The 21,674-nt window shown below is 52.5% G+C and carries 15 protein-coding genes and 1 pseudogene; 13 read left to right on the top strand and 3 right to left on the bottom strand.

Going from position 1 to position 21,674, the window contains the following annotated elements; translation table 11 throughout:
* The first annotated feature begins 46 nt into the window (after positions 1 to 46).
* Genes QJ036_RS10040 through QJ036_RS10020 form a run of 5 tightly spaced genes read left to right on the top strand, consistent with a single transcriptional unit; the run spans position 47 to position 6,434 of the window.
* The gene (locus QJ036_RS10040; protein ID WP_283231254.1) at positions 47 to 808 is read left to right on the top strand and encodes an exodeoxyribonuclease III; all 762 of its coding nucleotides are present in this window, start codon (positions 47 to 49) and stop codon (positions 806 to 808) included.
* Positions 805 to 2,664 (top strand): ABC-F family ATP-binding cassette domain-containing protein, encoded by a 1,860-nt coding sequence (locus tag QJ036_RS10035; RefSeq protein WP_283231253.1) that lies wholly within the window; start codon positions 805 to 807, stop codon positions 2,662 to 2,664. The genes QJ036_RS10040 and QJ036_RS10035 overlap by 4 nt, the downstream gene beginning before the upstream one ends.
* Before the next feature lie 42 nt (positions 2,665 to 2,706).
* Positions 2,707 to 4,584 (top strand): alpha-amylase, encoded by a 1,878-nt coding sequence (locus QJ036_RS10030; RefSeq protein WP_283231252.1) that lies wholly within the window; start codon positions 2,707 to 2,709, stop codon positions 4,582 to 4,584.
* Positions 4,585 to 4,586: 2 nt separating this feature from the next.
* Positions 4,587 to 5,294, top strand: a complete 708-nt coding sequence (locus QJ036_RS10025; protein WP_283231251.1) for a TraX family protein — start codon at positions 4,587 to 4,589, stop codon at positions 5,292 to 5,294.
* Positions 5,295 to 5,309: 15 nt separating this feature from the next.
* A complete protein-coding gene (locus QJ036_RS10020; protein ID WP_283231250.1) occupies positions 5,310 to 6,434 on the top strand; it encodes a carbohydrate kinase family protein in 1,125 nt (374 codons plus the stop codon).
* Between the two features lie 66 nt (positions 6,435 to 6,500).
* Here QJ036_RS10020 and QJ036_RS10015 read toward each other — a convergent pair whose 3' ends face one another.
* Entirely contained in the window at positions 6,501 to 6,980 is a 480-nt protein-coding gene (locus tag QJ036_RS10015) for an S-ribosylhomocysteine lyase (RefSeq protein WP_283231249.1), read from the bottom strand.
* A gap of 194 nt (positions 6,981 to 7,174) precedes the next feature.
* Between QJ036_RS10015 and trpS the strand changes: the two genes are divergently transcribed.
* From trpS to QJ036_RS10000, 3 genes are read left to right on the top strand one after another with little or no spacing between them, the layout of a single operon-like run.
* Positions 7,175 to 8,179, top strand: a complete 1,005-nt coding sequence (trpS, locus tag QJ036_RS10010) for a tryptophan--tRNA ligase (RefSeq protein WP_283231248.1) — start codon at positions 7,175 to 7,177, stop codon at positions 8,177 to 8,179.
* 17 nt (positions 8,180 to 8,196) lie between these two features.
* Positions 8,197 to 9,081, top strand: coding sequence for a fumarylacetoacetate hydrolase family protein (locus tag QJ036_RS10005; protein WP_283231247.1), 885 nt, complete (start codon positions 8,197 to 8,199; stop codon positions 9,079 to 9,081).
* Positions 9,082 to 9,102: 21 nt separating this feature from the next.
* Complete coding sequence (locus QJ036_RS10000) at positions 9,103 to 9,540, top strand: GNAT family N-acetyltransferase (RefSeq protein WP_283231246.1); 438 nt, start codon at positions 9,103 to 9,105, stop codon at positions 9,538 to 9,540.
* A gap of 98 nt (positions 9,541 to 9,638) precedes the next feature.
* Here QJ036_RS10000 and QJ036_RS09995 read toward each other — a convergent pair whose 3' ends face one another.
* Entirely contained in the window at positions 9,639 to 10,079 is a 441-nt protein-coding gene (locus tag QJ036_RS09995; protein WP_283231245.1) for a hypothetical protein, read from the bottom strand.
* 97 nt (positions 10,080 to 10,176) lie between these two features.
* Positions 10,177 to 11,559, bottom strand: a pseudogene (locus QJ036_RS09990) (MATE family efflux transporter); the annotation flags it as partial.
* Between the two features lie 177 nt (positions 11,560 to 11,736).
* Here QJ036_RS09990 and QJ036_RS09985 point away from each other — a divergent pair.
* The 5 genes from QJ036_RS09985 (at position 11,737) to QJ036_RS09965 (ending at position 21,542) form a co-directional block, all read left to right on the top strand.
* A complete protein-coding gene (locus QJ036_RS09985) occupies positions 11,737 to 12,420 on the top strand; it encodes a GTP pyrophosphokinase (protein WP_331487524.1) in 684 nt (227 codons plus the stop codon).
* A 12-nt stretch (positions 12,421 to 12,432) separates the two neighbouring features.
* Positions 12,433 to 15,837: a helicase-exonuclease AddAB subunit AddB gene (addB, locus tag QJ036_RS09980; protein WP_283231244.1), complete on the top strand. Its 3,405-nt coding sequence runs from the start codon at positions 12,433 to 12,435 to the stop codon at positions 15,835 to 15,837.
* Positions 15,834 to 19,601: a helicase-exonuclease AddAB subunit AddA gene (gene addA, locus QJ036_RS09975; protein WP_283231243.1), complete on the top strand. Its 3,768-nt coding sequence runs from the start codon at positions 15,834 to 15,836 to the stop codon at positions 19,599 to 19,601. The genes addB and addA overlap by 4 nt, the downstream gene beginning before the upstream one ends.
* A 129-nt stretch (positions 19,602 to 19,730) precedes the next feature.
* Positions 19,731 to 20,720: a C39 family peptidase gene (locus QJ036_RS09970; RefSeq protein WP_283231242.1), complete on the top strand. Its 990-nt coding sequence runs from the start codon at positions 19,731 to 19,733 to the stop codon at positions 20,718 to 20,720.
* A 66-nt stretch (positions 20,721 to 20,786) separates the two neighbouring features.
* Positions 20,787 to 21,542, top strand: a complete 756-nt coding sequence (locus QJ036_RS09965; RefSeq protein ID WP_283231241.1) for a ClpP family protease — start codon at positions 20,787 to 20,789, stop codon at positions 21,540 to 21,542.
* The last annotated feature ends 132 nt before the right edge of the window (positions 21,543 to 21,674 follow it).

The following is a 21,674-nucleotide window of genomic DNA, read 5'->3' as shown; positions in this document are numbered from 1 at the left end:
GATTATAATAAAAAGGAGTGACATTATCCATGACGGGAGAGAAAAAATGGCTAAGAAAATGATTTCCTGGAACGTCAACGGTCTTCGGGCCTGTGTGACGAAGGGGTTTGGCGAATACTTCAGGGAGGCCGATGCGGACGTGTTCTGCCTCCAGGAGACGAAGCTTCAGGAGGGGCAGATCGACCTGCCTCTGGACGGCTATTATCAGTATTGGAATTATGCAGAGAAGAAGGGTTATTCGGGAACGGCTGTTTTTACCAGGGAGGAGCCGGTTTCCGTGGCTTATGGCATAGGGCAGGAGAAGCACGATAAGGAGGGCCGGGTCATCACCCTGGAATATCCCGCCTATTATCTGGTGACCTGTTACACGCCAAATTCCCAGAATGAGCTGGCAAGGCTTCCCTACCGGATGGAGTGGGAGGATGCCTTCCTTGCCTATCTGAAGGGGCTGGAGGCGAAAAAACCGGTGGTGTTCTGCGGTGATCTCAATGTGGCGCATAAGGAGATCGACCTGAAAAACCCGAAGACGAACCGGAAGAACGCGGGCTTTACCGATGAGGAGCGTGCCAAATTCAGCGCTCTTTTAGAGGCTGGCTTTGTGGATACCTACCGTTATTTTTATCCGGATAAAGAGGGAATCTATTCCTGGTGGTCCTACCGGTTCAGCGCCCGGGCAAAAAATGCCGGCTGGCGTATTGACTATTTCTGCGTGTCGGAGATCCTGAAGGATCGTCTGGTGAGCGCGGATATTCATACGGAGATTCTAGGGTCAGACCACTGCCCGGTGGAGCTGGTGATTGACTTATGAACCTTCTGACGATCGAACATCTGACAAAATCCTATACGAACCGGCTGCTCTTTGACGATACCTCCTTTTCCATGGCCACCGGAGAAAAGGTGGGAATCATCGGAATCAACGGCACGGGGAAGAGTACGCTGCTTAAGATCGCGGCGGGGTTTTCGGAGCCCGATGAGGGAACTGTGGTCCGCGGAAACGGGCTTCACATCCGTTATCTGCCACAGACACCGGTATTTGACGAGAAAGCGTCGATCCTTTCCTGTGTGCTGAAGGGAAATGTGACCGAGGAAAATCAATGGGACATTGAGAGTCAGGCAAAATCCATGCTCAACACGCTGGAGGTGCCAGACTTTGACCGGCCGGTGGGAGAGCTTTCCGGTGGACAGAGAAAGCGGGTGGCGTTGGCAGGCGTGCTTCTCTCCAGAGCAGATATCCTGGTACTGGATGAGCCGACCAACCATCTGGACAGTGAGATGGCGGGCTGGCTGGAGGATTATCTGAAAAAATTCCGCGGTGCGCTTCTCATGGTGACCCATGACCGGTATTTCCTGGACAGCGTCTGCAACCGCATTGTGGAGCTGGACAAGGGAAAGCTTTACAGCTATGTGGGCGGATATTCTGCTTTCCTTGAGTTAAAAGCAGAGCGGGAGGCCATTGCGCAGGCGGCAGAACGAAAGAGGCAGAGCCTTCTTCGAACGGAGCTGGCCTGGATCATGCGGGGAGCCAGAGCGCGTTCCACCAAGCAGAAGGCCCATATCAGGAGATTTGAAGAGCTTCGGGACCGGGAGGCACCCCAGACGGATGCCCAGGTGGAGATGAGCTCCGTAAAGAGCCGTCTCGGAAAGACCACGGTGGAGCTTCGTGATATCTCCAAGGCATATGGTGACAAGATCCTGATCCGGGATTTTACTTATATTTTTCTGAAGAATGACCGGATCGGCTTTGTGGGCCGAAACGGCTGCGGAAAATCGACTCTGATGAAGATCATCATGGGAGTGACGGAACAGGACAGCGGCCAGGTGGTCATCGGACAGACGGTAAAGCTGGGGTATTTTTCCCAGGAGAATGAATATATGGACGGAAGTCTCCGCGTCATTGATTATATCCGGAATGCAGCGGAATATGTGGTGACGGAGGAGGGGAGCGTGAGCGCTTCCAAAATGCTGGAGCGGTTCCTCTTTCCGGCAGATCTCCAGTATACGGTCATTGACCGGCTCTCCGGAGGGGAAAAACGGAGGCTTTATCTTCTGCGGGTTCTGATGGAGGCACCAAATGTGCTGATCCTGGACGAGCCCACCAACGATCTGGATATCCGGACGCTGATGATTCTGGAGGATTATCTGGATACTTTCCCGGGCATTGTGATCGCTGTGTCCCATGACCGGTATTTTCTGGACCGGGTGGTCCGCCGGATCTTTGCTTTCGGGGAGGACGGCCGCCTTTGCCAGTATGAGGGCGGCTACACCGATTATCAGGCGGCTCTTTCGGAAAAGCAGGCGGAGGAAGAAGCAAATTCCGGAAGCCGGACCGGGCGCGCAGCCGAAGCCGGAGGAAAAAATACAGACAGCCAGACAGGAAAGAGCGGAGCGGACTGGAAGCAGGATGCCCGCATGAAACCAAAGAAGCTGAAGTTTACTTATCAGGAACAGAAGGATTTTGAGACGATTGAAGCTGAGATCAGCCGGCTGGAGGAACAGATCGGGGAAAAGGAGGCGGCCATCGAGGCGGCCGTCACCGATTACGGTGCCCTGAACCGGCTGATGGAGGAGAAGGAAGGACTGGAAAAAGAACTGGAAGCAAAAATGGAACGATGGATGTATCTGGAGGAACTGGCGGCCCGGATCGAAGCCGGGGAGACAGTCTGACAGAGGAGGCTGTGGCGAAAACTTAGGAAGGGGAAGGCAGCTATGAATCAAATATCAGTGGAAACCTCGGGCGCAAGGCCGCTTCCGCTTGGAACACAGGTGGAAAACGGACGAATTCGGGTATCATTTGCTTCAGGAAAAAAGGGAACTGCAAGACTGCATCTGTATAAAAAGGGAAGAGAAAAGGAGGAGGCCGTATTTGTTTTTCCGGAAGAGAACCGGATGGGAGATATCCGTTATATTGCACTTTCCGGTTTTGATCCGGCGGAATATGAGTACAGCCTTTCCGTCGACGAATGTCCCATTGAGGATATATATGCCGGTCTGGTGACAGGCCGGGAAAAATGGGGAGAGGGAAGCGGCAGGCTCCGTTACGGCTTTGTGAGTGACAGCTTCGACTGGGGAGAAGACAGGCACCCCGGTTACTCCTTCGAGGATACGATCATTTACCGGCTTCATGTGCGGGGGTTTACGAAGCATCCCTCCTCCGGGGTGAAGCACAAGGGAACCTTTGCCGGTATCGGGGAAAAGATCCCGTATCTTAAGGCACTGGGGATCACCATGGTGGAGCTGATGCTTCCCGATGAATTTTCAGAGATCCCGGCGGCGCCGGAGGGGAGTCATGTGGTCGGTGTTCCCGGTCAGACGGAAGCCCATGTCTGCGGCAGCGTCTGCGGAAGGCTCAATTACTGGGGCTACGGTCCGGCCTACTGCTTTGCACCCAAGGCCTCCTACTGTGTAGGAGGAGGCAGGGAAAAGGCACCGGATATCCAGCTTCGGGAGCTGGTCAAGGCGCTCCATGAAAACGGACTTGAGGCAGCGGTGGAGCTTTATTTTGAACCGGATATGGGAACGGCCTTCCAGCTGGCCTGCCTGCGCCACTGGGTGGAAGAATACCATGTGGACGGCATTCATGTTTCCGGCAATTTTGACAGCACAGCAGCAGCCGGGGATCCGGCTCTGACGGGGATCAAGCTCTTTGCCGGAAATTTTGCGGCAGAGACCGGCGGAGGCAGCCGTCATCTGGCCGATTACCGGGATGACTTTCAGGTGGATATGCGCCGGTTTCTGAAGGGCGATGAGGATATGCTCCACGGAGTCGTTTATCAGCTTCGGGAAAACGGAGGCAGGAGGGGCAAGGTCAATTTTATGGCCAACACCAATGGCTTTACTATGCTTGACATGGTCTCCTATGACAGAAAACATAACGAAACCAACGGAGAAAGCGGAAAGGACGGCTCCGATTATAATTACAGCTGGAACTGCGGCGTTGAGGGACCGGTGAGAAAGAAACGGATCATTGAGCTTCGGAAACGCCAGCTTCGGAATGCCTGGGTACTTCTTATGACAGCTCAGGGAATGCCCCTGATCCTGGCCGGAGATGAGCTTGGAAATTCCCAGGACGGCAACAACAACGCGTACTGTCAGGACAACCCCACCGGCTGGGTCAACTGGAAGAAGAATCAGATGGGAGAGGATATCTTCCGTTTCGCCAGTCATATGATCCGTTTCCGGAAGGAACACCCGATGCTTCACCGGGAGGGCGGCCTCAGGGGAATGGATGACAGGGGAGTGGGCTGTCCGGATTTTTCTGTTCACGGTGAGTCCCCCTGGTTCCCCCAGTATGAAGCCTATCGAAGACAGCTGGGACTTCTTTATAACGGGAAATTTGCGGAGGATGAAGATCTCTATGTGATCCTCAATATGCACTGGGAGCCCCATCTCTTTTCCCTGCCCCACAACGACGGCGTCTGGAAGCTGGCCATTGATACGGCCAGGGAAGATAAAAACGGATTTTTCGAGGAGCCGGAGCTTCTGGAGGATCAGAAGGTGCTGGAGTTAAAGCCCAGGAGCATCGTGGTGCTTGTTTCCGGCGAAGAAGGCGGAAGGGATGAGATTTTGCAGACGGAGAGGATTTGACATTGAAGAAAAAAGCAGGCCTCAGCAGCATGGCCTTAAAATGGATCGCTGTGATCAGTATGTTTATCGACCATCTGGGGGTGGTCCTGGCCGGAACCCTGTCCTATGAGGTGTGCAGAGGAATGCGCATCGCAGGGCGTCTGGCCTTTCCGATTTACTGCTTTTTGCTGGTGGAGGGTTTTTACCACAGCAGCGATATCAAAAAATATCTGCTGCGTCTCGGCGTGTTTGCCCTGATATCGGAAATCCCCTTTAATCTTCTGCTTACGGGAGGAATCAGCTATCCCCAGTATCAAAACGTGTTTGTCACCCTGTTTATCGGCCTTTTGCTTCTGTATCTCTACAACCGGTTTCTGGCCAATGTACAGCCGATCTACGCGATTATGACCTTTGTGTCCATGCTGTGCCTGGCCTTTGTCCTAAAGTGTGATTATGGGGCTGAGGGAGTGCTGATCATTTTTCTGTTCTATTTCTTCCGGTTTCGGCCGGTGCCCATGTTTATCAGTGTGGGACTTGTGCTGGTGCTCATGGGAGGAATCGAGCCCTTTGCGCTGGCAGCCTTTCTGCCCATCGCTTTTTACAACGAGGAGAGAGGAAGATATCTGCCGAAGGGAAAAACCATGCAGAAGCGCTATCAGTATTTCTTTTACTGGTTTTATCCGGTACACCTGATTGCGTTATCATGCTTCAGATATTTTGTTTTAAGATAAAGGAGAGTTTGGATTATGGAAAGAAAAGGCATTGTTGTGGCGGGAACGCTGACTCTGGATGTGACGCCGGTGTTTGATTCACAGAAAAAGGCAAAATCGGTAGACGAGGTCTTTGTGCCGGGTAAGGTGGTCCATATGGACGGTATTGACATTCATCCGGGCGGGGCCACTTCCAATACGGGTCTTGGTCTCAAGGTTCTGGGCGCGGATGTGCGGATCGTCGGCAAGATCGGAAAGGACGAGTTCGGCGACATTGTTTACCGGTATTATGACAAATTCGGGGCGGCAGAAGATCTGATCATCGATGAGAAGACAGCCACCTCCTATTCCATTGCATTGACACCTCCGGGCATTGACAGGATCTTCCTTCATGACCCCTGCGCGGGAAATACCTTCCGCAAAGAGGATATTGATCCGGCCCTTTATAAGACGGCACAGATCTTTCATTACGGCTACCCGCCGGTAAGCAGGATGCTGTATTTAAACGGCGGCGCAGAGTGCATTGCCATGTTAAAGGAGGCCAAGGAGGCAGGTATTGCCACCTCCGTGGATATGTGTGCCGTGGATCCGGAATGCGAGAGCGGAAAAGAGGACTGGAAGGACATTATGAGACGGATGGCACCTTATGTGGACTTCTTTGAACCCAGCATTGAAGAGCTTATGTTCTATCTGGACCGGGAAAAATACAACAGACTCTATGAGGCAGCCGAAAACGGAGACATGATCGGACTTCTTGATATGGAGCGGGATGTGAGACCACTGGCGGAAATGCTGGTGGAATGGGGCGCCGGAGTAGTGCTGGTAAAATGCGGCTACCGGGGGCTTTATATGGCAGCCTCCGACGGGGAACGGCTCAGGGCAATCGGAGGAGATTTAAAGCTGGATGAAGCTGACTGGGCAGGAGCCAGAGTCTTTGAGAGAAGCTATGTGCCGGAGAAGGTGCTTTCCGGTACAGGAGCGGGAGATACCACCATCGCAGCCTTTCTCTATGCGGTGACGCTGGGCTATTCCAGGTCACGCTGCATTCAGCTGGCGGCGGCGACCGGAGCCTCCTGTGTGGAAGCCTATGATGCACTGGGCGGTCTTAAGAGCTTTGAGGAGCTGGAGAAAAAGATCGATGCCGGTTGGGCAAAGCAGTAAAGGGATGAGAAGAAAAAACCGCCGATGGCAGTTGCGTGGAGGAGCTGCCGCCGGCGGATTTTTTGCTTATTCGGGATACACAAGCCGGTCCTCGGTGATGCTTTCCAGAACCTCTTTCAGATACCGGTCTGCCAGATAATTTGCCATGGGAAGATTCATATCCATGTAGTTGCCGCAGTCTCTGGCGCGTGCTCCGGGAACCTCGCTGGAGAAATCACGGATAAAGGTGAACATCTCCTTCATGAGCGGGACGATATCCCTGGATTCATAATCGCCGGCCAGCAGAAGATAACAGCCGGTACGGCAGCCCATGGGGCCGAAATAAACAGTCTTGTCTCCGTAAACCGGGTGGTTTCTGAGGAACGTGGCGCCCAGGTGCTCGATGGTGTGGAGCTCCGCCGTATTCATGACCGGTTCAAAATTGGGACGGGTCATACGGATATCAAAGGTGGTGATCACACTGTCTCCCACATGATCCTTTCTGGATACATAAAGACCGGGGAGCAGTGCGAGATGATTGACGGTAAAGCTGGCTATTTTTTCCATAATTAAAAATCTCCTTCTGAAATGGAATACAGTAACGATTCTGCTATCAGTATAGCGGAATCGGGCGGGAAGAGCAAGTAAAACCGTCGAACCGTCGGTTGACAGCGAACCTGTGGAATGTTACACTATTGGGTGGGGTTTCCGGGCGGGACATGTCCGGAAGAAGAGATGTATCTCTGGTTAGGAGGAAAAATATGCTAGACGGAAAGAAAACCCTGTACAGTGCCATGCAGTCTACAGGAAATCTCACACTTGGAAATTATCTTGGAGCATTGAAAAACTGGGTGAAAATCAGTGATGAATATAACTGCTTTTTCTGTGTGGCGGATATGCATTCGATCACAGTCAGACAGGATCCTGCAACGCTCAGGAAACGGGCAAGAAATCTGATCACCTTATATATTGCCGCAGGAATTGATCCGGAAAAGAGCTGTATTTACTGTCAGTCCCATGTATCAGCCCACGCAGAGCTGGCATGGATCTTAAACTGCTACACCTATATGGGAGAGCTCAGCCGCATGACTCAGTTCAAGGACAAGTCTGCCAAGCATGCGGATAACATCAATGCAGGACTTTTTACCTACCCGGTCCTGATGGCGGCGGATATTCTTCTGTATCAGGCGGATCTGGTGCCGGTAGGCATCGATCAGATGCAGCATCTGGAGATCACGAGGGATATTGCCCAGAGATTCAATTCGATCTATGGAGATGTGTTTACCATTCCGGAGGCTTATATCGGAAAGGTGGGCGCAAAGATCATGAGCCTGCAGGAGCCATCCAAAAAAATGTCCAAATCCGATGAAAATCCCAACGGAAGCATTTATCTGGTGGATGATAAGGATACGATCATGAGAAAATGCAAGAGGGCTGTGACCGACTCGGTAGGGGAGATCCGTTACAGTGAGGAGCAGCCGGGCGTGAAAAACCTGATCGACATTTACAGTGCATGTACCGGAAAGACTCCGGATGAGGTCGTAAAGGAATTTGACGGAAAAGGATACGGTGATTTTAAGATGGCTGTGGGAGAAGCAGTGGCTTCCATTCTGGTGCCTCTTCAGGAGGAACAGGCCAGGATCGCTGCCGATAAGGCATATCTGGACGGAGTCATCAAGGCAGGTGCGGAGAAGGCTTCCTATTATGCCAACAAGACCCTGCGGAAGGTGCAGAAAAAGGTCGGATTCTCAGAAAGGATCCGTTAAGGACAAGGAGAAATCTTATGAAGCTTGTGACATATTTATATGAAGGGAAGGAAGCAGCAGGTGTTCTTTCCCCTGACGGCGCCTGTGTGTATCCGGCAAAAGGCCTGGGATTTGAATGTGCAGATATGAATGGATTCATTGACCTTCTGGCTGTGAGGGGCCTTGCTTCTCTGAAAGAGGCGGTGGCCTCCGGCTGCGACGGGGAGATTTCCCTGAATCAGGTGACCTTGCTGGCACCGATCCCCCGCCCGAAGCAGGATATGATCTGCCTGGGCATCAATTATATGGCCCATGCCGAGGAGTCTGCCCGTTACAAAAAGGAGGCCTTCGGAGGAGAGCGGCCTTATGCCGTTTATTTTTCCAAGAGAGTCGGCGAGGCGGTGAGACCGGGAGGTCACATTGACGGCCATTTTGATCTGGTAGAGCGTCTGGATTACGAGGCGGAGCTTGCCGTGGTCATCGGTAAGGATGCCAGCCATGTGGAAGAGGCCGATGCGGCAGAGTATGTACTGGGCTATACCATCATCAACGACGTCAGTGCCAGACAGGTACAGACCCGTCACAAACAGTGGTATTTCGGAAAGAGTCTGGACGGCTTTACGCCCATGGGCCCCTGCATTGTCACTGCCGATGAATTTGAATTCCCTCCCAGACTTTCCATCCAGTCGAAGGTCAACGGAGAACTGAGACAGAACAGTAATACGGAGCTTCTGATTTTTGGAATTCCCCACATTATCCGGGAGCTTTCCCAGGGGATCACTCTGAAGGCGGGAACGATCATTGCCACCGGTACTCCTGCAGGAGTAGGCATGGGCTTTGAACCGCCCAGATTTTTAAGATCCGGGGATCAGGTGGAATGCATCATCGAGGGAATCGGAAGCCTGAAAAATACAGTCAAATAGGCGAAAGCTGCGGGAGAGAGCATGTCAGAGCTTGAACTTAGGGAAAATGTAATCGATGTGGATACCTACCTGAAGCTGCGGGCATCTGTGGGCTGGAAAAAGCTTACCAGAAAGCAGGCCCAGGCGGCTCTGGACGGAAGCCTTTTTACAGTGGGACTTTATATTGCGGATCAGCCGGTCGGAATGGGACGGCTTGTGGGAGACGGAGCAGTGATCTGCTACATTCAGGATTTGATCGTTCATCCCAATGCCCAGCACCTGGGAGTCGGTCATATGCTGATCGAGCGGCTCATTGAATATGTGGATTCTCTCACAGAGGACGGTACGGAGATGATGCTGGATCTCATGTGCGCCAAAGGGCGGGAGGAATTCTACAGCCAGCACGGATTTCTGGCACGGCCCACCGATAAGCTTGGACCGGGGATGATACAGTATCTGGATAAAAGAAAAAAAGAATGACAGGAAAAACGAAAGAGGGCTTTCCCAAAGGCAGTTGAGACCTGCGGGATGCCCTCCTTTTCTCTATGGTTCGACTGCGCGGGAGATGCTTTTTGGAGTCATTCCCGGATCCGCGCTTTGTCCAGGGCCCTCTGTATGGCTTCCGTGAGTGCCATGGAGGTATACTGGGAGCCTTCGTCATAGGAAATGCCGGAGATCCCCTGGTTTTCAATGACCTGCTTTGCCAGATTCTCCATGGAGGGAGCCATCAGAGGATACATGGCGGCCACAGACTCCTCCAGATTCACCAGACGGACGGATTTTATGGAGTCCGAATTTACCACCACCTCCACGTCCACGGCCTGATTCCCCAAAGACAGCGCGGAGGTGTAAACACCGGGAGTGTAGGCGGCGGCCTCCGAGCTTGACTTGGTGGTTTTGTTTTTCGGCGCGAACATGCAGATTAAAAGGATAATGAGAAGGATGCCCATGGCGATGAAAATGCCGGTATAGATCAGCTCCTTCATGCGAAGTACAACAATTTTTGTTTTGGAACTCATAGACAGCTCCCGGATTTTCTTAGTACAGGATATGACAGAAGCCCATGTGGTATGCCAAAATCCCGTTTCCGGCCATGCTGTAATTTGTCATGGCTGCTCACCGGCGCTGTGACTGATTCAGCCAGTCAGCCCTTTTATAGTAAAGGAGAAAGACAAGGGAGCTGGATACCCAGGTCAATGGATAAACGATATAGATCATCTGGATGCTGTGGGTGATCGGAATTGTGACCGAGAGGAACAGAACCCGGATCACACACCAGAAGAATATCATGATCGCCATGGGAACGATGGATCTTCCGGCGCCGCGGAGTATGGAGGCGATGGAATGGGAGTAAGCAAGAAAACAGTAAAATAAGGCAGCACTTCTTGCTTTTTCCACACCAAAACGGATCACCTCCGGCGTGGAATCAAAGGCCGCAATCAGCTGAGGAGCAAAAAGGAACACGATGATTCCGATCAACTCGGCCAGACCGATGGTCACCAGAATACCGAAGCGCGCCCCCTTCCTTGTGCGCTCCAGCTGTCCTGCGCCAAGATTCTGGCCGACAAAGGTAGTCATCGCGATCGTAAAGCTGTTGATGGGCAGGAAAGCGAAGCCCTCGATCTTGCTGTATGCCCCGTAGCCGGCCATCGCCATTTGGCCAAAGGCGTTGATATAGGATTGAACGATTACATTTGCAAAGGCAATAATGGAGTTCTGCATCCCGGTGGGAAGGCCGATGCGGACGATCTGCCCCAGCAGCCTCCTGTGGAATTTGATTGCTTTGATCTGCAGCTTATAGTTTTCGCCGGTTCTTAGAAGCCGGACAAGGCACAATACCGCACTGAATGCCTGGGAGATCACTGTGGCTGTTGCAGCTCCCCCGACTCCGGTATGGAATACCCCGATGAACAGGATGTCCAGTACAAGGTTGAGCACAGAGGAGATGATAAGATAGTAAAGAGGGTGGCGGCTGTCCCCGATCGCCTGCAGGATTCCTACAAAAATATTGTACATGACAAAGCCGAGAGAGCCGGAAAAATAAATCTGCAAATAGGTTATGGATTCCGGAATGACGCTTTCCGGCGTTCCCATCCACACGATGATCTGCGGGGACAGCAAAACGCCTGCTGCCGTCATCAGTACCCCGGCGGCGAGGCCGAATGCCACCGTTGTATGAACGGCGCAGTGGACATTTTGGGAATCTGAAGCGCCGAAATATCTGGATACCACAACACCGGCTCCGGAAGAAATTCCGCTTAAGAATCCGATCAGCATAAAGATCAGACTGCCGGAGGAACTGACGGCAGCCAATGCACTGCTGCCCAGAAAATTGCCGACGATCAGAGAATCCACCGTGTTGTACAGCTGCTGAAACAAATTTCCCAACAGAAGCGGCAAAGCAAAAAGAATCAACCGTTTTCCAATGGAACCGCGTGTCATCGGTTCAACTGCTTTTGACATATCCCCCTCCGTTATACGAAAGATCAGGTTGCATAATTGTAAAAATAAAGTATACTCATATTAGGTATTTCTGATAGTATTATAACAAATCTGCCGGGTTTTGGCAGTGGAGATTCGTTTTTTTTTGATAATAGATCAATAAATCGGAGTATCGAAGGCCCGCGGATGTCATGGCGGGCAAATTCATGTACAGGATGGGAGAAAGGATCATTTATGGAAGACAAAGAACTGAGGTTGAAGGAACTCCAGATGGAAATCGGAATTGAAATGCAGGAGAATATCCGGGCCTTTTCCAATCTGATGATGATGTATGAATGTGCGATCCGGGAGGTAAAAACGAAACTGGAGGTTCTGGATGCCGAGTTTTCGGTCCGGTATAAGAGAAATCCGATCTCTTCGATCCAGTCCCGGGTGAAAAAGCCGGTCAGCATTTATAAAAAGCTGAAAAAATACGGGCTGGAAATCTCCGAGGAAAATATCCTGAATGGCCTCCACGATGTGGCCGGAGTGCGTGTTGTCTGCCCGTTTATCGATGATATTTATATGGTCGCGGCACTCCTGGCCAAGCAGGATGACATTACGGTGCTGAAGGTGAAGGATTATATTAAAAATCCCAAAGAGAACGGCTACAGGAGCTATCATATGATCGTGGAGATCCCGGTCTTTTTCTCCAAGGGAAAGACGCCCATGAAGGTGGAGATCCAGATCCGGACCATTGCTATGGACTTCTGGGCAAGCCTGGAGCATCAGCTTCGTTATAAGAAAGATATTGAGAAGGTGGAGGGCCATGTGGAAATCAGCCGAAGACTTCTGGCCTGCGCGGAGACCATTTCCGACACGGACAGGCAGATGCAGGAAATCAAGCAGATGATCGGAGACTTTAATGATCTGTCATAAAAGGAGGCGTTTATGTCCCTTCAGTTTATTTTCGGAGGAGCAGGCTCCGGAAAATCCACGTATTTGAACAGAAGAATGATTGCGGAGGCAGAAGCTCATCCGGAGCAGAGATTTCTCGTCATTGTTCCGGAGCAGTTCACCATGGAAACGCAGCGGGAGCTGGTAATGCTGAGCCCGGGCCACTGCATTCTGAATATTGATATTGTCAGCTTTGAAAGGCTGGCCTACCGGGTATTCGGGGAGCTTTCCTGCATGCCTGAGACCGTCCTTGACGATATGGGAAAAAGCATGCTCCTCAGAAAGGCCTGCGTCCCGGTGGAAAAAAAGCTGGGGGTTTATAAAAATCATCTGGACAGGGCAGGCTTTATTGACGAGCTGAAGTCCATGATGTCGGAATTCAATCAGTATCGGATCGGGGAGGAAGAGCTTTCCAGGCTGGCTGAGCAGACAAAAAGCCGTCCTCTTCTGCAGCGGAAGCTTAAGGATCTGCAGCTTTTATTCGGGGCGTTTCGTGAGGCGATGGGAGAGGGGATGATCACGGCGGAGGAGCTTCTTCCTTCCCTGTGCAGGGTGCTGCCCCGCTCGTCCATGGTCCGGGACAGTGTGATCGCGCTGGACGGCTTCACCGGCTTCACACCGGTTCAGTACCAGGTTCTGGAGCAGCTTCTGCTTTGCAGCGGCCGTGTGATGCTGGCGGTGACCATTGACGGAGATTCGGACGTATATAATGAAAAAAAGAGGGATGATCTGTTTTCCTTAAGCCGGAAAACCGTCGGGACCATGATCCGGCTGGCAAAGGAGACCGGAGCGGGCCGGGAAGAGGATATTTTTATGGACAGAGTTTCCGTTCCGTTCCGCTTTCAGGGCTCCAAAGAGCTGGCCTTCCTTTCAAAACAGCTGTTCCGGAATGAAAGAACCTGCTGGAAGGAAGCACCGAAGGATATTGTCCTATCCAGAGAACTGACTCCGGCGGAGGAGGCCCAGAGCCTGGCAGTGCGGATCTCCAGGCTGGTGCGGGAACAGGGATACCGGTATCGGGAGATCGCTGTGGTATGTGCGGATATGGAAAGTTACCGGCCTCTTCTTTCCCAGGCCTTCCTGGATGCAAAGATCCCGGCCTTTCTGGATGACAAAAGAAGCCTTTTTACCAATCCGGTCGTGGAATATATGCGGGCGGCACTGGAGATCATAGAGAAGGATTTCTCTTACGAAAGTGTTTTCCGGTATTTAAAATGTGGATTTCTTTCCTTCGGGGAGGATGTCCTTTTTGAGATGGAAAATTATGTGCTGGCCCTTGGAATCCGCGGTCACAAACGCTGGGAACAGCCTTGGGAGACCATTTACCGGGGCGGAGAGCATGTGAATCTGAAGGAGCTCAATGAGGCGAGAGAGCAGGTGGCATCGCCCCTTCTTGTCTTGCGGGAGGTCTTTCGGAAAAAAGGCGTCACTGTGCGGGAGATGACAGAGGAGCTCTATTATTTTCTTGCAGGGCAGGAGGTGGAAGAGAAGCTTTCTTCCATGGCGCAGTCCTTTGAACAGGCGGGAGAATACAGTCTTGCCAAGGAATATGAACAGGCCTATGAGCAGCTTCTTGCACTGTTTGACAGGATCGTCGGGCTTCTGGGAGAAGAGGTCCTGTCGGTGAAAACCTACAACGATGTGCTGGATGCCGGCTGCCGGGAGATCCGGGTGGGCGTGATTCCGGCGGCTCTTGACCGGGTGCTGGTGGGAGATGTGGAGCGAAGCAGGCTTAAGGACATCAGAGCTCTGTTTTTTATCGGAGTCAATGACGGAAATGTGCCTGCAAGGAAGACAAAACGGGGGCTTTTATCGGAGCTTGACCGGGAGACGCTGAAGGCCTATACGGAGCTGGCGCCCACCAGAAGGGAACTGAGCCTCATTGATAAATTCTATTTGTATCTGACGGTGACAAGGCCGTCTGAGAAGCTGTATCTCTCCTGGGCTCTGGCTGATGAGATGGGAGAGAGGAAAAGTCCGTCACCCTATATCGCTTCTTTGCTCCGGCTTTTTCCGGAGCTGGAGATTCAGGGATCGGTGGGAGGAGAAGAGCGGATCCTGACAAAGACGCTGGCCCTTCGCTTTCTGGCCGACGGCATGGAGGAATACCGGAAAGGAACTGCCTCCCGGTCCTGGGAGGCCCTGTATGACTGTCTGTATGAAAAGGAGGAAAACCGAAGAGTTCTGGAACAGCTGGTGGACGGTGCGTTTTTCTCCTATGACGGGGACCGGATATCCCGGGCGGCGGCTCGGGCTCTTTACGGCGATCCCCTTTCGGGAAGCGTGACAAGGCTGGAGACGTTTGCGGCCTGCGCTTACGCTCAGTTTCTGACTTATGGTCTGAAGCTTGTGAAACGGAAAGAGTTTGAATTTGCAGCCCTTGATATGGGAAATGTGTTTCACAAGGCCATTGAGCTCTGCTTTCAGCAGGCGGAGGCCGGAAAGCGCCGGCTCTCCGATATGGAGGAGCCGGCGCGGAGAGCTCTGGCAGAGCAGGCTGTGGCGGAGGCGGCAGAGCTTTTGGGGAACGGCGTGTTAAAGAGCTCAGCCAGAAATGAGTACCTGCTGAAGCGGATGGGACAGATCACAGAGAAGACGATCTGGGCCCTGGGAGAGCAGCTGGCGGCGGGGGCGTTTTCTCCGGCAGCCTTTGAAATGACCTTTGCACCGGGGGAAAATGCGGCCATGCGGATCACTCTCCGGGAAGGCGGTACCATGCAGCTCAAGGGGAAAATTGACCGGGTGGATCTTTTTGAGGATGAGGACAAGGTCTATGTGAAGATCATTGATTACAAATCGGGCGCGGCGGATTTTGACCTCAATGCGGTGTTTAACGGGCTGCAGCTGCAGCTTGTGGTATATATGGATGCCGTTATGCAGAAGGAAAAGAAAAAGCATCCGGACAAGGATATCGTTCCGGCGGGAATGTTTTATTATCAGATCCAGGATCCGATGCTGGAGCGGAAAGGACCGGAGGAGCATATGGAGGATGCTTTTCTGGAGGCGCTTCGTCCAAGGGGAATCTTCAATGGGGAGGAGCAGGTGGTTTCTCTGTTTCAGAGGGAGACCCAGGAGGATGGGAAATCCAGGTGGATCCCGGCGGCCATGAAGGATGGAAAGCTGGTGGCGGCGAAATCCTCGGCAGTTTCCAGAGAACAGTTTGGGCATCTCAGAAATTTTGTGTACAGACGGATGGAGCAGTTCGGGTCGGCCATTGCATCGGGAGACGTGGCGGTAAAGCCTTACCGGAGAAAAGGCAGGACCGGCTGCGATTATTGTGAGTTCTCTTCTGTCTGCGGCTTTGACAGAAAGCTTCCCGGCTATGAATATAATCGGATCGCGGACAGGGAACCGGGTGAGATCTGGATCGATCTGGCGAAGCAGGACGAAGGCAGGTGAGTAAAGTGGCAGTGGAATGGACAGAAGAACAGAAAAAGATCATCGGGCTGCGGGACAGAAATATCCTGGTGGCAGCTGCTGCGGGAAGCGGAAAAACGGCTGTTTTGGTGGAACGCATCATGGCCATCATTACCGATGAAATGCATCCGGTGGACATTGACCGCCTGCTGGTGGTGACCTTTACCAATGCGGCGGCGGCGCAGATGCGGGAACGGATCGGAGCCCGTCTGGAGCAGTGCCGTTCGGAGGAGCCTGACAATCAGAACCTGAAACGGCAGGAGGATCTTCTTCCCCATGCCAGGATCATGACCATAGACAGCTTCTGCCTCTATGTAGTGCGGAATTATTTCAGCTTTCTGGATCTGGATCCGGATTTCAGGATCGGTGACGAGGGAGAATTGAAGCTGATCCGCGAGGATGTGATGAAGGAACTTCTGGAAGAAAAATATGCGGAGGCGTCTCCGGAATTTCTGCTTTTTGTGGAAAGCTATGCCGAGGGAAAAGGAGACGGAAGTATTGCGGAATACATTGACCGGCTGTATCAGTTTGCGTCAGCTTACCCGGAGCCGGAGGTACAGCTGGCGCTTTGGAGAGAGCAGCTTTGTCCGGCATCTGCAGAGGAGCTTGATGCTTCGCTCTTTATGCGCTGCCTCATGGAGGAGCTTAAGCTGCGGGCCGGTGAACTGAAGGAGCAGTATGAGGAGGCCAAAGGGCTCTGTATGGAATCGCCGGGGCTGGAGCCCTATGAAACGATGTTTGATTCCGATGAGAGGATCGTTCTCGGGCTTCTGGCTGCTTCCGGTTATGAGGAGGCAGCTTCGGTCCTGAAGACGGTAGGCTCATCTTTTATGACGAAGCCCAGAATCAGCAAAAAGCTTCCGGTGGATGAGGAGGCAAAGGAGTTCCTCGGCGCTCTCAGAGATGCCATGAAAAAAGAAGTGAAAGAGCTGGCAGACGGATATTATCTGGGGGAGCTTCCCCGGATCTATTCCGATATCTGTGCCATGGGACGTACACTGACGGAGCTCACTCACCTGGCGGAGGAATACGGAAGGGCTTACAGTGCGGCAAAACGGGAAAAGAATCTGGTGGATTTTAATGATGTGGCTCATTTTGCCCTGAAGATCCTGACGGAAAAATCGGAGGACGGAACGGAATTCGTTCCCTCGGAGACGGCGAAAGAAATGAGCGGGAGCTTTTATGAGATCATGATCGACGAGTATCAGGACAGCAACCGGATTCAGGAGGCGATTCTCAATAGTGTCTCCGGAGAACGGACCGGAAGACCCAATGTGTTCATGGTGGGCGATGTGAAGCAGAGCATCTATAAATTCCGCCAGGCTGTTCCGGAGCTTTTTATGGAAAAATATGCTTCCTACACAAGGAGCGACAGTGCTCATCAGAAAATTGACCTGCACAGAAATTTCAGAAGCCGGGAAAATGTTCTTTCGGCGGCGAATTTTCTGTTTGAACAGCTGATGGATGAGAAGCTGGGAGGGATCTCCTATGATGAGAATGCAGCACTGATACCTGGCAGACAGTTTCCGCAGGATCCCGATGGCAGGGAGGCTTCCGGACGGGAAAAGGGAAATAACGGGCCGGAAATGGAACTGATCCTCATAGATTCCGGAAAAGAAAACGACGATGAGGAGCTTAAAGAGCTGGAGGCAAAGGAGCTGGAGGCCCGCGCCGTGGCAAAACGGATCCGGGAGCTCTGCGACCCGGAGGAGGGTCTCCGGATCCTGGACGGAACAACCGGGGAATACAGGACCGCGCGCTACGGAGATATCGTCATTCTCCTTCGGACTGTAAGCGAATGGGCAGAGGTATTTACCAATTGTCTCATGGAGGAGGGAATCCCTGCCGTCTCCCAGTCAAGGACAGGCTATTTTTCTGCCAGAGAGATCCGCTGTATACTGGATCTTCTGCGGATCATTGATAACCCCATGCAGGACATTCCTCTGGCGGCAGTGATGCGTTCGCCCATCGGCGGCTTCACTTCTGAGGAGATGGCCATTCTTGCTGCAAAGGCCGGACAGGCGGTGGGGGAGGAAGGATTCAGGGGGCTTTACGGAGCGCTTCTGTACTGCCGGCGGGAGACAGTAAAGCTTCCCGAAAAGCTGGCAGTCAGGATAGAGGAGTTTCTTGCCCTGCTGTCTGATTTTCGGGAAAGAGCAGTTTACATGCGGCTTCATCAGCTCCTTCGGTATATTCTGGAGAAAACCGGGTACGGCTGTGTGATTGCGGCCATGCCGGGCGGAGCGATCCGGAAAAAGAATATGGAAATGCTGATCAAACGGGCCATTGACTATGAGAATACCAGCTACCAGGGCGTCTTTCAGTTTGTGCGCTATATTGAACGGCTGCAGAAATATTCGGTGGATTTCGGGGAGGCCTCCCAGGAGATCGCCGGAGAGAACACCGTGCGGATCACCAGCATCCATAAAAGCAAGGGCCTGGAATATCCCATCGTGATCCTTGCCGGAGCGGGAAAGCCGTTCAATCAGAAGGACACCAACCGAAAGATCCTGATGCATCCGGAGCTTGGACTGGCGGCTGATTATGTGGATGTGGAGAATCGGGTAAAGGCGGCCACTCTTCCCAAACGGGTCCTTCAGAGACGGCTTCGTCTGGATAATCTTGGGGAGGAGCTTCGGGTTCTCTATGTGGCGCTCACGAGGGCGGAGGAAAAACTGATCGTAACCGGTTCTGACCGGCACCTGGAATCCAGGCTTATGAAATGGAACAGCCTGCGGCTTAAAAAGGAGCGGAGGCTTCCTTTCCGTGCGGTGGCGTCGGCGTCTTCGTATCTGGACTGGATCCTGATGGCGCTGATCCGGAACCGGGCTTACGGGGAACTGCTTTCGGAACGGGGCATCACCCCGCCTGTCCTCCACAGTCTTTATGGAGAGCCGGTTCCCATTGTTATCCGTATGGAGACTGTTGAAGCATTGGTCCATCACGAGACCATAAAACAGGCGTCGGACCAGTATCTGAAGGAAAATCTCCTCTGGCGCAAAGGGAAAGCGGAGGGAAATGATCTAGCGAAGGGCTTCCGGAGGGAGCTTGCCTACAGGTATCCTTTTGAAGCGGCGGTGTCGGCTCCCCGGGTGTTCAGTGTTTCCCAGCTTAAGGAAGAGGCAGCGTCTGAGCTTTTTGAAAAGCTGGAATTTGAAGAGCCGTCTGAGGAAAAGAACCTCCCCGGATTTTTAAAGGATACGGAACCCCTTTCGGGTGCGGCAAGAGGTACGGCATACCATCGGCTTCTGGAGCTTCTGCCCTTTACGGCGGGCCCGGAGGAAGAAGAACTGAAGAAGGCGGTAAGAGACCTGGAAGGACAGGGGATCCTGCCGGCGGGAACAGAGGAAACAGTAGATCTTGGAAAAATCAGCCGCTTTCTTGCTTCTCCGCTGGGGCGGCGGATGGCCGATGCCGACCGGCGGGGCAGCTTAAAAAAGGAGCAGCAGTTTGTCATGGGACTTCCGGCAGCAAGGATCCGCCCGGAATATGGAGATCCCTCGCTGGAGGGAGAGCTCATGCTGGTGCAGGGAATCATCGATGTCTGGTTTGCGGAGGAGGACGGACTGGTTCTGGTGGATTACAAGACGGACCGGATAACCGGCCCGGAGGCGGAACAGACCCTGGTGGAGCGTTACCGGACGCAGCTTGACTATTACCGGTGCGCGCTGGAAATGAGTACCGGAAAAAAGGTAAAGGAACGGTACCTGTATTCCTTCTGTCTTGGAAAGGCAATCCCTGTATAAATGCCGGAGAATTGGCGACAGAAATTTACAAATTGGTTACTTAATTTCGAAAATCTTCATTTTTGATTCATGGTTTGACAATTTTTGTATGATATAGTATTTACAAGAAAATTGTAAAGGAGTCGGGACATGGGTCAGAATACTGTCAGAAAAATGCCGCGGGATAAACGGACGAACAGCATAGCCAGAATGGAAGAGAAGAAGCGTGTGAGGGCAAGACAGCGGAGAAACAAAAAGATTTTCTGCATCAGCCTTGTGGTGGTTCTCTGTATTCTTTCATTTCTGGCAGGACGGGCATCTGTTTCCAAAAAGGAGGGAGCCAAGGGCGGCGGAGCAGTCCAGACAGCAGCCTGGAATATCGAGGCTGGAGGCTTCAGCACCTTGTCGGAGGGAGACGGAAGCAAAGAGGAGCCCTCCATGACCCTGACCGATATGCGAAATTACGTGCAGAGCCATCCGGCGGAATATCCCGATTACCTGAGGACGTTCCTGGAAAATACACCGGAGGCCACCGAGTTTGTGTTCCATTACCCGGAGTATAAGGATCAGGCATCCCAGGAGATCGATCTGTCGGGAGATTATACGAAGGGCGAGATCCCCCTCCTGATTCAATGGGATAAACGGTGGGGGTATGAGACTTACGGAGATGATTTGATCGCCCTGAGCGGATGCGGTCCCACCTGTCTTTCCATGGTGTACGTGGGACTCAGCGGAGATACATCGATGAATCCGCGGGCTATGGCGCAATTTTCCGCAGAGAACGGATTTTATCTGGAAAATGTGGGCACCAGCTGGGAGCTCATGAGTTCCGGTGCAGGAAAGCTGGGACTGACCTGGAGCAATCCGGGGCTCAGTAAAAACAGAATTTATTCGGAGCTGGACATGGGACATCCGCTGATCTTAAGCATGAAGCCCGGGGATTTCACCTCCACCGGCCATTTTATTGTTATCTGTGGCCGCAAGGGAGACGAGCTTCTTGTCCATGATCCGAACAGTCCGGAAAGAAGTCAGCAAACCTGGACCTATGAGGAGCTGGAGCCTCAGATCAAAGAGCTCTGGTCCTATTCCAAAGGACAGCTTCGGGAGAGTCAGGTTGAGATGAGGTATTCTGTGGATTGACAGCTTCGCTGAATAGAAGTGCCTCTTTTTTCCCATATTATAAAAAAGGCCATACGGAGGAAGGTTATGGGTAAAAAGAAAGGAAAGAGGCGAAAAGGCATGTCAGTCACAAACAGTGGGAGCGGTTCATCCGGCCGGCAGTCGGAGAACGATGAGAGAATTGAAGAGTACGGCCAGGTTATGCTGGATGAGGGAACGGGAGGGGAAAATATTTATCTTCTTTCCATCATCGGGGAAATCGAGGGCCATGAAAATTTAAACGGCAGCAGCAAAACGACAAAATATGAGCACGTGCTGCCAAAGCTGGCTGAGATCGAGGACAGCAACAGGATCGAGGGGGTTCTCCTTTTGATCAATACCCAGGGAGGAGATGTCTCCTGCGGACTGGCATTGGCTGAGATGGTAGCCTCCTTAAGCAAACCTACGGTTTCTCTGGTGATCGGAGACAGCCATTCCATCGGTGTGCCCCTTGCGGTATCGGCGGATGATTCCTTCATCGTTCCGTCGGCCAGCATGCTGATCCATCCGGTGCGGATGACGGGAATGACCATTGGGGCACCTCAGACCTATCATTATTTTCAGCGGATCCAGGACAGGATCACCGGATTTATTGCCGATCACAGCAGAATCCCTCAGGATAAAATTGAGGAGCTGATGATGAATACCCAGGATCTGACCAAGGATCTGGGAACCCTGCTGGTGGGAGAGGATGCAGTCCGCCTGGGGCTGATCCGTCAGGTGGGCGGCATTGACAAAGCTCTCGGAAGGCTTCATGAGATGATAGAGGAAAACAGAAAACAAAAGAAAAAAGCCGGCAGATAGCCGGCAGGGCAGGGAGTGTTGCAGAATGACCTAAAATCTGAACGATTGTAGGTCAGGAGCAACGCTCCTTCGTTTTTAGCTCAGAAACCCCGGCTCAGATATCATTTTGGGATATCTCGGCCGGGGTTTGGC

The sequence above is a fragment of the Fusibacillus kribbianus genome, assembly GCF_030053595.1.
In the GTDB taxonomy this organism is placed as follows: Bacteria; Bacillota; Clostridia; order Lachnospirales; family Lachnospiraceae; genus Lientehia; species Lientehia kribbiana.
The sequence above is the reverse complement of the archived record's forward strand: the minus strand, read 5'-3'. Positions and strand labels throughout refer to the sequence as shown.